Genomic DNA, 10,595 nt, shown 5'->3' on the forward strand with positions numbered 1-10,595 from the left:
CGTTTTCGGCCTCGTAGCCCATGCTCGTCCACACGTCGGTGGTGACCAGATCGGCGCCCCGGCAGGCTTCCATGGGGTCACTAAAAAATTGATAGCTGCCCGCGCTGATTCCGTGCGCGCCAGCGGCCAATTTCTCATCTACTTCGTAGCCGCGCGGCGTGCTCACGTGCACCTTGAAGCCCAAGAGCGATGCGGCCTGCACCCAGGTGTTGGCCATGTTGTTGCCATCGCCCACCCAGGCCACTGTCTTGTCGGAGATGGAGCCGCGGTGTTCGATAAAAGTGAAGATGTCGGCCAGGATCTGGCAGGGGTGGTACTCGTTGGTCAGGCCGTTGATGACGGGCACGCGCGAGTTGGCGGCAAAGCGTTCGATCTTGCTTTGCTCGTAGGTGCGGATCATCACCAGGTCAGTCATGCGGCTGATGACCTTGGCGCTGTCTTCAATCGGCTCGGCGCGGCCCAGCTGGCTGTCGCCGGTGGTCAGGTGCACCACGCTGCCGCCCAACTGGTACATGCCGGCCTCGAAGCTCACGCGCGTGCGCGTGCTGGCCTTCTCGAAGATCATGGCCAGCGTGCGGTCCACCAGGGGGTGGTACTTCTCGTACGACTTGAACTTCTTCTTGATGAGCGCGGCGCGCTCGAACAAATAGGCGTATTCGTCGGCGGTGAGGTCGGTGAACTGCAGATAGTGTTTCAGCGTCATGGCGGTATTGTTGTTCATTCGGCCAGGATGGCTTTCACCAGCGGGGTCAGCTTGGCAACGATCTCGTCGGCCTCGGCGGTGGTGAGGATCAGCGGCGGCACCAGGCGGATCACGCTGTCGGCCGTCACCGACAGCAGCAGGCCCGCCTCGGCTGCGCGGCCGATCAGGGCGCCGCAGGGCTTGTTCAGCTCAACGCCCAGCATCAGGCCCTGGCCGCGGATTTCCTTCACGCCGGGCAGGCTGCCCAGTTCGCGCTGCAGCGCGGCGCGCAGGTGGTCCCCCACCTTGGCGGCATTCTGCAGCAGGCCTTCTTCTTCCATGATGCGCAGGGTTTCCACGCCGGCCCGCATGGCCAGCGGGTTTCCGCCAAAGGTGGTGCCATGGTTGCCGGGCTGCAGCACGTTGGCGGCCTTGGGGCCGGCCACCACCGCGCCAATGGGCACGCCCGAGCCCAGGCCCTTGGCCAGGGGCATCACGTCGGGCACGATGCCGGCCCACTGGTGGGCGAACCACTTGCCGGTGCGGCCCACGCCGCACTGCACCTCGTCGATCATCATCAGCCAGCCGCGCTCGTCGCAGAGCTGGCGCAGCTGCTGCAGGTATTCCACGCGCATCGGGTTAATGCCGCCTTCGCCTTGAATGGTCTCGAAGAACACGGCCACGACGTTCGGGTTGTCTTGGGTGGCTTTCTTGATGGCTTCAATGTCGTTCATCGGCACGCGGATGAAGCCTTCGACCAGCGGGCCGAAGCCGCTGTGGATCTTGGGGTTGCCGGTGGCCGACATGGTGGCGATCGACCGGCCGTGGAAGGCCTTCTCGTACACCACGATCTCGGGCTTGGCGATGCCCTTGTCCACACCGTACTTGCGCGCGATCTTCAGGGCCGCCTCGTTGGCTTCCAGGCCCGAGTTGCAGAAGAACACGTTCTGCATGCCCGAGAGCTCCACCAGCTTGGCCGCCAGCTGCTCCTGCAGCGGCACGTGGTAGTAATTGGAGGTGTGGATCAGCTTGGTGATCTGGTCCTGCAGGGCGGGCACCAGCTTGGCGTGGTTGTGGCCCAGCGTGTTCACGGCAATGCCGCCCAGGCCATCAAGGTACTCCTTGCCGTTCACGTCCCAGACTCGGCAGCCCTGACCGCGGGCCAGCGCGATGGGCACGCGGCCATAGGTGTTCATCACGTGGGGCGAGGCTGCCGGGGTGGTAGCGGTCATTGCAGAAATCTCCAGAGGACGGTGCGGTGAGGGGCCGGCCCGTGGCCGGTATGAACCCGAAAAAGCGAAGCACGATTCTAGGGGGAGCCCAGCGCGCGGCTGTTGACGATTGCGCATCACTGCAATGTTGTGTCTACCGCATGAAAGGCCCCTCCGCCGGGCCTTGCACGGGGATTAGGGAGCTAGCTCTTATATAAGAGTTAGAATGGAGGGCTGCGGTGCGGCATGCAGTGATCCTGCGTCAGGCGCCTCCTAATCACTCCAATCCCGATGGTTTCTCCCACCTCCAAAGAAGTCTTCATTCAGGGCGTCACCCATGACGGGAAAACCTTTCGTCCCAGCGACTGGGCGGAGCGTCTGGCCGGGGTGATGAGCAGTTTTCGTCCCGGCGGCGCGCGTCCCGGCAGCCACTTGAGCTATTCGCCCTGGTGCATTCCGACCACCCTCAATGGCGTCAAGTGTGTGGTCGTGAACCGTGACCTGCGAGACCACGAACCCATGGCGTGGGATTTCGTCATCAACTTCGCGCGTGACAACAACCTGCAGGTGGCCGAGGCCTGCCTGCTGCCCGATACGCCCGCGTCCAGCAAGTAAAACCGCCGGCCGTTGCGCCAGGTGCGTCTGCCGGGTAGAACAGAACCTCCAACCCGAAGCCTTTATCCGTGCCCCAAACGAAAAAACCGCCGTAAGGCGGTTTTTTCGTTTTGCTGGCAGCGCACCCGTTACAAACGGCGAACGGCACGGGCCGTTCGGGCTGTTGCCTGCCGGGGCAGGCGGAGATTTTTTAGGCGGCTGCCAGTGCCAGGGCTTTCACCTTGGCCGACAGACGGCTCTTGTCGCGAGCAGCCTTGTTCTTGTGGAAGATGCCCTTGTCAGCCACGGAGTCCACCACGGCTTGCATCTTGGCGAACAGTTCGGTCGCCTTGGTCTTGTCGCCAGCCAGAACAGCCTTCTCGACGTTCTTGACAGCGGTACGGTATTTGGAGCGCAGCGAGGTGTTTGCTGCGTTGAGCTTGGTGTCCTGACGGACGCGCTTGCGGCCCGACGCCAGGCGCGGGTTCTTCTTCTTGGGTTTAGCGGATGCCATGATTTAGTTTCCTTGAGTCTGAGGATGATGCCAGCAAAGCCCGCGATTATAGCCTAGCCGCTACGCCCGGCCGGGTTCCGGGCCAAGGGCGCCTGCCCAGAGCCGCTGGCTCGTCGCCGAAGCGCTCTGCTCCTCACACACTCCTCACAGACTTCATCCCTGGCTCACACTCGTTTTCAACAATGGTTCATCGTTCAGCCTCGGTGTGACCTGAAGCCCATGTGCTTCCCAGACTGCCTTCCCGAGCCGCGGCGTTCCCGCCTCCACATACACTCCACACGTGTCATTGCTCAAAGCCGCCTCTACCGTTTCCCTCCTGACCCTGGCCTCCCGTGTGACGGGCCTGGTGCGCGACCTTCTCATGGCCTCGGTTTTCGGAGCCAACGCCCTGACAGACGCGTTCAACGTCGCCTTTCGCATCCCCAATCTGTTTCGCCGGCTCTTTGCCGAGGGTGCCTTCAGCCAAGCCTTTGTGCCGGTGCTGGCCACGACCAAGGCGCAGCAAGGCGAAGAAGCCACTCGGCAGTTGATCGCCGCCGTCGCCACCGCTCTGGCCTGGGCGCTCTTGCTGACCTGCATCCTGGGCGTGCTGGGCGCGCCGGTGCTGGTCTGGGCGCTGGCCAGCGGACTGCGCCAGAGTGCCGAGGCCTACGACGCCGCGGTGCTGATGACGCGCTGGATGTTTCCTTACATCGGCTTCATGTCCATGGTGGCGTTGGCGGCGGGCATCCTGAACACCTGGAAGCATTTCGCCGTGCCGGCCGTCTCCCCGGTGCTGCTCAATCTGTGCATGATCGCTGCCGCCTGGCTGGGCGCGCCGCAGTTCGAAGCGCGGGGGATCGAGCCCATTTTTGCGATGGCGGGTGGTGTGATGGTGGGGGGCCTGCTGCAGATGGCCGTGCAGGTGCCGGCCCTCGTGCGCCTGGGGCTGATGCCGCGCATCGGCGTCACATGGAGCGCGGTGCGTGCAGCCTGGGCCGAGCCCGGCGTGCGGCGGGTGTTGACGCTGATGGGGCCGATCCTGCTGGGTGTGGGGGTGGCTCAGATCTCGCTGATGATCAACACGCAAATCGCCTCGTACCTCACGCCGGGCAGCGTGACATGGCTGTTCTATGCAGACCGGTTGATGGAGTTCCCCACCGCGCTCTTGGGCGTGGCCTTGGGCGTAGTGCTGACGCCGCAGCTCACCGCGGCCAAAGCCGCAGGCGACTCGCAAAAGTATTCCGCCATGCTCGACTGGGGCCTGCGCATCGTGGTGCTGCTGGCCGTACCCTGCGCGGTAGCGCTGCTCACGTTTTCAACGCCCCTGGTGGCCACGTTGTTCCATCACGGAAAACTGGCGGACAGCGACGTCGGCCAGATTGCCGTGGCGCTTTCGGGCTATGGCGCCGGCCTGCTCGGCCTGGTCGCCATCAAGGTGCTGGCACCTGGCTACTACGCGAGTCAGGACGTGCGCACCCCCGTGAAGATCGCCGTGGTGGTGTTGGTGATCACGCAGTTGCTCAACGTGGCACTGGTGCCGGTGCTGGCGCACGCCGGGCTGGCCCTGTCCATCGGGCTGGGGGCGCTCATCAATGCACTGTGGCTGCTCGGCGGTCTGCTGCGGCGTGGCAGCTACAAGCCCCAACCTGGATGGGGCAAGTTCGCCCTGCAGGTGATCGCCGCAAGTGCCTTGCTGGCCGTGCTGCTGCTGTGGGGCTCGCAGCATTTCGACTGGGTCGAGATGAAGGGGCAAACCCTGCGGCGCGCAGGGTTGTTGGGTGCATTGATGGTGGCGGCTGGGGTGCTGTACTTTGGCGCGCTGTGGGCTGCAGGGCTGCGGCTGCGCCAGATGCTGCGGCGCTAGCGAATCAGCCCGGCAACAGGCCGGCAAAGCCGGCTTTATTGCGGCTTGACGCCGGAGCCATGCGCACTTAAAACCCCGTCATGCCCTTGAGCCTTTCCGTACCCACTTCGCTGGAGTACTTTGCATCTCTGGTGCAAAGCGACGACCATTTCCCCTTGCTGGAGGCCGCGGCCAGCCTGGCGCAGGATGAGTACCCCGAGTTCGACACCCAGCAGCTGCTGGGCGACGTGGACCAGTTGCTGGCCCGCATCCAGCGCCGGTTGCCTGCGGATGCCCCTGCGCTGCAGCGGCTGCGCACGCTCAACCAGTTCTTCTTTGTGGACCTGGGGTTTGGCGGAAACGTCAACAACTATTACGACCCTGAAAACAGCTACCTCAATGCCGTGCTGCGCACCCGCCGGGGCATCCCCATCAGCCTGGCAGTGCTGTGGATGGAGTTGGCCCAGGGGCTGGGGCTGCACGCGCGCGGTGTCGCGTTTCCGGGGCACTTCATGGTCAAGGTGCTGTTGCCCAAGGGCCAGGTGGTGCTGGACCCGATCACGGGCCAGTCACTCAGCCGCGAAGAACTGGCGGAACGGCTGGAGCCCTACAAACGGCAGAGCGGGCTGGTGGACGACTACGACGTGCCGCTGGGCCTGTACCTGCAGGCCGCCACGCCGCGCGACATCATCGCGCGCATGCTGCGCAATCTCAAGGAAGTGCACCGCACCCAGCAGGATTGGCAGCGCCTGATTGCCGTGCTTGACCGTCTCGTCGTGCTGCTGCCCGAAGCCTGGGGCGAGCGGCGCGACCGCGGGCTGGCCCATGCCGAACGCGGCAACACCATCGAAGCCATGGTGGACCTGGAAACCTACCTGGACCACGTCGAAGACGGGCTGGATGTGGACCTGATCACCGAGCGGTTGAGCGCACTGCGCCGCAGCGGCGACTGAAGGAGCCTTGTCCAAATCCCCCGTTCGGGTTCAGCGTGAACGGTTTGGGTTTGCGGTTGACCCTGGCGTTCTAGAACGGCGCGCTGCCCGCCGGCAGCGCGGCCTGCAGCTGTGCCACCTGCCTGCGCAACTCGGTGTTCTCTGCCGTGAGTTCTGCCACCCGGGCGCGCAAGCTGTGCAGCTCGTCGGTATCTGCGCTGCCGCCCGCGGTTGCGGTGGTGGTGGGTGTATCCCCGCCTTCTTTTTCGTCACCGGGCGTTTCCTCACGCGGTTTGCGCCTGTTGAGCTCGCGCACGCGTTTGGCAGCCTGCTTGAGTTCGTCCTTGCCCGCAGCCACGGCGGCGACCTGCTCCTGGGCGGGCAGGGTGGCCACGGCGGCCGCGGCGTTGATGGAGATGGCGCCGGCCTTCACGGCGGCCACCAGTTCCGGCGCAGCCTGCTTCTGGATCTTTTCGATCATGACCACCTGACTGCTGCTCAGCCGGGCGGCCTTGGCGATGGCTTCGCGGCTGTTGAGCGGCTTGGGCGGCGGCAGGGAGGCCAAGGCCTCGGGCGCGGCTGGTTCAGGCGTGGCGGCTGAGGATTCGGGCTCCGTGGCTGGAGTCACCGCACGCGCTTTTCGCTCGGACAGGATCTCGCGCTTGCGCAGCGCGAGCACACCGCGCTGGAAATCCGACACGCTGCGCCGGCCCAGGTGCTGGTCGATCATCCACAGATGCACGTCTTCGATCGACTGGAAGCGTGGGTTCTGCACGGTCTGGAAAGGCAGGCCGTGCTTCTGGCAGATGCCATAGCGGTTGTGCCCGTCCACCAGCACATCACCCCACAGCACCAGCGCGTCGCGGCAGCCTTCGGCCAGGATGCTGCGTTCCAGGGCGTCATGCTCGTCGGGGGTGAGGGGCTCGATGTAGGCTTTGAGTTCTTCGTTGACGACGATGTTCATGGGGCAGTCGGTTCGGGGGATCGGGGCAAGGGGCGGCATTGTAGTGGCGCCCGTTGCTGAGCCTGGGGGCCGGCGCTACTGATCGCGCGTGCCGCGCAGGGCCAGCCAGCCCGCCACCGCCGTGAAGGCCACCACCACGGCCACGATGATCCAGAAGCCATGCGGTTCATCGGCCAGCGGCACGCCGCCCACATTCATGCCAAACAGGCCCGCGAGAATGTTGATGGGCAGCGCCAGCACGGTCACCACCGTCAACACGAACAGGCTGCGGCTGTTGGCCTCCTGCACGCTGGCGGCGATCTCTTCCTGCAGCAGCTTGATGCGCTCCTGCAAGCCCTGCATGTCGCGCAGCACGACCGAGAACTCTTCGGTGGAATCGCGCAGTTCCTGCGCATCATCTGCGCCCATCCAGGCGGGTGGGTGCTGCAACAGGCGGAACAAGGCGGCAGGTTCGGGCGCCAGCAGGCGCTGCAGCCGCACCAGCAGGCGGCGCAGCACGCCCAGCCGGGCGCGCTTGTGGTCCAGGCGGCCGGCCAGCAGCGCGTCTTCTACATCGTCGATGCGGTGCGTCACCCCGCGCACGATGTCCACGAGGCCGGAGGCCTGGGTGCGCATCAGCTCGGCGAGCAGGCCCACGCTGGAGGAGGGCGCGTGGCCGGTGCGCACGGCGGTGCGCAGTGCGTCCACCGAGCGCAGCGGGCGCGTGCGCCCCGTCACCATCAGGTGCGGGGCCACGCTGGTCCACAGCGTGGCGATGTCCGAGGGCTCGAACGCAAAGTCGAAGTGCGCGTCGTTCAGCACGGCGATCAGCGTGTCATCGTCGCGCTCAATGCGCGTGGAAACCGAGCGGTCCTTGAGTGCATCAAAAAAGGCCTCGGGCAGATTGGCGTGCCGCTCCATCCAGCGCACGGCCTGGGCGTGGCTCAAGTTGAAGTGCAGCCACAGGAAGCTGGTGGGCGCAGCGCGCGTGTGCCGGCCGGCCAGCCATTGGGCTGCCTGGGCGGAGTCCAGCTCCTGCGGTGATGCGCCCTCGGACAGCACGTAGCCGCAAATCAGCCCAGCGGCATCGCCTCCGTAGTGGAGGCTGGTGGCGCCGGCCGGGGGCGGCATGGAGGCAGCTGGGAAGGGGTGATCGACGGCGGACACGGCCCCGCATCGTGGGGGTGGCCGGTGACGGTGTTGTGACAGACATGCGTGTGTCACGCCGTTGTCACCCGTGGCCGCCACCATGGCGCATCTTGTCTTGCTGCTGCCTTCCTGGCCCTTTTCTTCCATGTTCCACACCAACCACCTCGACACCCAGGAGCTGATGCAGCGCATCGCCAACGACCTGATCGACAGCTACGACGAGGAACTGGAGCTGGAGATCGAGGACCGCAACGTGGATGGCATGGGTGAGCTGCAGCCCACCGACAAGCTGGCGCGCCAACGGTATTTCACAGAGCTGTTCCGCCTGCAGGGCGAACTCGTCAAGCTGCAGGACTGGGTGCAGCACACGCGGCAAAAGGTGGTGATCCTGTTCGAGGGCCGCGACGCGGCGGGCAAGGGCGGCGTGATCAAGCGCATCACCCAGCGCCTGAACCCGCGCGTGGTCCGTGTGGCGGCACTGCCCGCGCCGAATGACCGCGAACGCACGCAGTGGTACTTCCAGCGCTATGTGGCGCACCTGCCGGCGGCGGGTGAGATGGTGCTGTTCGACCGCAGCTGGTACAACCGCGCGGGCGTGGAGCGGGTGATGGGCTTTTGCACCGACGACGAGTACGAGGAGTTCTTCCGCACCGTGCCGGAGTTTGAAAAGATGCTGGTGCGCTCGGGCATCACGCTCGTCAAATACTGGTTCTCCATCACCGACGAAGAGCAGCACCTGCGTTTTCTGGGCCGCATCCACGACCCGCTCAAGCAGTGGAAGCTGAGCCCCATGGACCTGGAAAGCCGCGTGCGTTGGGAGGCCTACACCAAGGCCAAGGAGACCATGCTCGAGCGCACGCACATCCCCGAGGCGCCCTGGTGGGTGGTGCAGGCGGTGGACAAGAAAAAGGCGCGCCTGAACTGCATCGCGCACCTGCTGTCGCAACTGCCTTATGCAGAAGTGCCCCACCCCACGGTGGTGCTGCCCGAGCGCGTGCGCAACCCCGAGTACCTGCGCCAGCCCGTGCCGGCCTCGATGTACGTGCCCGAGGTGTACTGACGAGGCTGCCTCGGAAAATGTTGCTATATTATTGATAGCTATCGGCGCTTTATTTATAAGCGCTGGGGCTCGTTTTATTATCCAGTGGTTAGTCTTCGCGTCGCAGCATCTCGATGGTCGTGATCACATCGCGTACCTTGAAGGGCTTGAGCAGCACGCGGCGGACCTGCAGGGCCTTCATCTTCACGGCGGTACTCGGGTCCACCTGAGCGATGGTCACGGCCACCGGCACCTGCGCGTCCACCGCGAGCTGGTCGTTGCGCACCTGCTCCAGCAGCGCTACGGCGTCGGTGGGCTCGTCCAGCGACATGATGAGAGCCTGGAAGCCTTGTGCCGTGAGCTGCTGGTGCGCTGTCCGCACGCTGCTGACCTGGCGCACGCGCGGCAGGTTCATCTGCCGCGCCGTCGCCACGATGATACTGGCCGTGAGCGAGCTAGGCTCGAAAAGCAGGATTTCGTGGTGCGAGGTCGGGCTCATGCGGCAGGTTCCTGAGGGGCGTAGCGCGCAAGTTCTTCCACTGCCAGATCGCGCAGCGAACCCAGAATGGCCAGATCGATTGCATCCAGGCGGCGTGGCGAGCGGTCAATGAGGCACAAGGTGCCGATGTTGTGCCCGCCGGGCATCTTGAGCGGCGCGCCTGCGTAGAAGCGGATGTGCGGCTCGCCAATCACGAGCGGGTTGTCGGCAAAGCGCTCGTCCTGCGCGGCATCGGGCACCTCCATCACCGCGTCCTGCAGGATGGCGTGGGCGCAGAAAGAAATGCCGCGCGCGGTCTCGCACACGTCCAGGCCGTGACGGGCCTTGAACCACTGGCGCTGCGCATCGATCAGCGATAGCAGCACGATGGGCATGTCGAACTCCTGGGCCGCGAAAGCCGTCAGCCGGTCGAAACGCTCCTCGGGGGGCGTGTCCAGGATCAGCAGGGCGCGCAGGGCCTGCAGGCGGTCTTCCTCGCGCGGGGGCAGTGGTGGCTCTTTCATGGCGGGTCCAGGCAGTCGCATGGGCTGCCATTATCGGCAGCGGCGGATGTTTCCAGCTGGACGAGGGACGATCTGCCGCCCTAGCGCGCAGCCCCCTGCGAAGGTGTGCCCTGGCGCCCGAACTGGTGCCAGGCGCGGCGCAGCTGCGTGTCGGAACTGAACCCCGCCATCAGCGCCGCTTGCGTGACGTTCTGGCCGGACTGCAGCGCCGCCTCGGCCGTGGCCAGGCGGATGCGGCGCAGGTATGACAGCGGGGCGATGCCCGCATGTTCGATGAACAGCCGCGTGAGGTGGCGCGGCGACGTGTGCGCCACGCGCGCCATGGCGGGCACGTTCCAGTCCGCCTGGGGCTGCTGGCCCACGGCATCCTGTACGCGGTGCAGCGCCGGGTGCAGGTGGTTGCGGTGGTGGAGGAAGGGTGAGAATTCCGGGTCATCGGGGCCGCGGCGCAGCGCCACCACCATGGCCTGTGCCACCTGCGCGGCCAGCGCGGGGCCGCAAGTATCGGAAATGCGGTGCAGCAGCAGGTCGATGCCGGTGGTGACGCCCGCGCTGCTGTGAATGGCGCCGTCCGCCACGAACACACGGTTGGCCACCACGTCGCAGCGCGGATCCACTGCGGCCAGTTCGTCAAGGTGCTGGTGGTGCGTGGTGGCGCGGCGCCCGGTGAGCAGCCCCGCGTGGGCCGCCAGCACCGAGCCGGC

At 65.6% G+C, this 10,595-nt stretch carries 12 protein-coding genes; 4 read left to right on the forward strand and 8 right to left on the reverse strand.

Annotation, left to right across the window (positions count from 1 at the left end; genetic code table 11):
• Both MRY84_RS11115 and MRY84_RS11120 read right to left on the reverse strand, forming a co-directional pair.
• Window positions 1-703 (reverse strand): ornithine carbamoyltransferase (locus tag MRY84_RS11115; protein ID WP_291505794.1); only part of this gene is annotated, 703 nt, incomplete at its 3' end.
• Between the two features lie 14 nt (window positions 704-717).
• Window positions 718-1,914, reverse strand: a complete 1,197-nt coding sequence (locus tag MRY84_RS11120; protein WP_291505795.1) for an aspartate aminotransferase family protein — start codon at window positions 1,912-1,914, stop codon at window positions 718-720.
• A 270-nt stretch (window positions 1,915-2,184) separates the two neighbouring features.
• Here MRY84_RS11120 and MRY84_RS11125 point away from each other — a divergent pair, with 270 nt between their 5' ends.
• Window positions 2,185-2,508 carry a DUF3579 domain-containing protein gene (locus MRY84_RS11125; RefSeq protein ID WP_121419263.1) on the forward strand — a complete coding sequence of 108 codons (324 nt, stop codon included), beginning with the start codon at window positions 2,185-2,187 and terminating at the stop codon, window positions 2,506-2,508.
• Between the two features lie 190 nt (window positions 2,509-2,698).
• Here the strand turns inward: MRY84_RS11125 and rpsT are convergent, their stop codons facing one another.
• The gene (rpsT, locus tag MRY84_RS11130) at window positions 2,699-3,001 is read right to left on the reverse strand and encodes a 30S ribosomal protein S20 (protein WP_121419264.1); all 303 of its coding nucleotides are present in this window, start codon (window positions 2,999-3,001) and stop codon (window positions 2,699-2,701) included.
• A 280-nt stretch (window positions 3,002-3,281) separates the two neighbouring features.
• Here rpsT and murJ point away from each other — a divergent pair, with 280 nt between their 5' ends.
• Both murJ and MRY84_RS11140 read left to right on the forward strand, forming a co-directional pair.
• A complete protein-coding gene (gene murJ / locus MRY84_RS11135; RefSeq protein ID WP_291505796.1) occupies window positions 3,282-4,847 on the forward strand; it encodes a murein biosynthesis integral membrane protein MurJ in 1,566 nt (521 codons plus the stop codon).
• An 80-nt stretch (window positions 4,848-4,927) separates the two neighbouring features.
• Window positions 4,928-5,779 carry a transglutaminase-like domain-containing protein gene (locus tag MRY84_RS11140; RefSeq protein WP_291505797.1) on the forward strand — a complete coding sequence of 284 codons (852 nt, stop codon included), beginning with the start codon at window positions 4,928-4,930 and terminating at the stop codon, window positions 5,777-5,779.
• Window positions 5,780-5,849: 70 nt separating this feature from the next.
• Here MRY84_RS11140 and MRY84_RS11145 read toward each other — a convergent pair whose 3' ends face one another.
• Complete coding sequence (locus MRY84_RS11145; protein WP_291505798.1) at window positions 5,850-6,722, reverse strand: plasmid replication/partition related protein; 873 nt, start codon at window positions 6,720-6,722, stop codon at window positions 5,850-5,852.
• Window positions 6,723-6,797: 75 nt separating this feature from the next.
• Window positions 6,798-7,832, reverse strand: coding sequence for a transporter (locus tag MRY84_RS11150; RefSeq protein ID WP_291505799.1), 1,035 nt, complete (start codon window positions 7,830-7,832; stop codon window positions 6,798-6,800).
• A gap of 163 nt (window positions 7,833-7,995) precedes the next feature.
• On the opposite strand from MRY84_RS11150, the gene ppk2 reads away from it, so the two are divergent.
• Window positions 7,996-8,910 carry a polyphosphate kinase 2 gene (ppk2, locus tag MRY84_RS11155; protein WP_291505800.1) on the forward strand — a complete coding sequence of 305 codons (915 nt, stop codon included), beginning with the start codon at window positions 7,996-7,998 and terminating at the stop codon, window positions 8,908-8,910.
• Between the two features lie 88 nt (window positions 8,911-8,998).
• Here ppk2 and MRY84_RS11160 read toward each other — a convergent pair whose 3' ends face one another.
• From MRY84_RS11160 to MRY84_RS11170, 3 genes are all read right to left on the reverse strand, one after another.
• On the reverse strand, window positions 8,999-9,388 hold the full coding sequence (locus tag MRY84_RS11160) for a histidine kinase (RefSeq protein WP_291505801.1): 390 nt from the start codon (window positions 9,386-9,388) through the stop codon (window positions 8,999-9,001).
• Window positions 9,385-9,891, reverse strand: a complete 507-nt coding sequence (locus MRY84_RS11165; RefSeq protein WP_291505802.1) for a GAF domain-containing protein — start codon at window positions 9,889-9,891, stop codon at window positions 9,385-9,387. The genes MRY84_RS11160 and MRY84_RS11165 overlap by 4 nt, the downstream gene beginning before the upstream one ends.
• Before the next feature lie 80 nt (window positions 9,892-9,971).
• A partial coding sequence (locus tag MRY84_RS11170; protein ID WP_291505803.1) for a helix-turn-helix domain-containing protein occupies window positions 9,972-10,595 on the reverse strand: 624 nt, incomplete at its 5' end.

The organism is Acidovorax sp. (genome assembly GCF_022763525.1).
GTDB lineage: Bacteria > Pseudomonadota > Gammaproteobacteria > Burkholderiales > Burkholderiaceae_C > Acidovorax.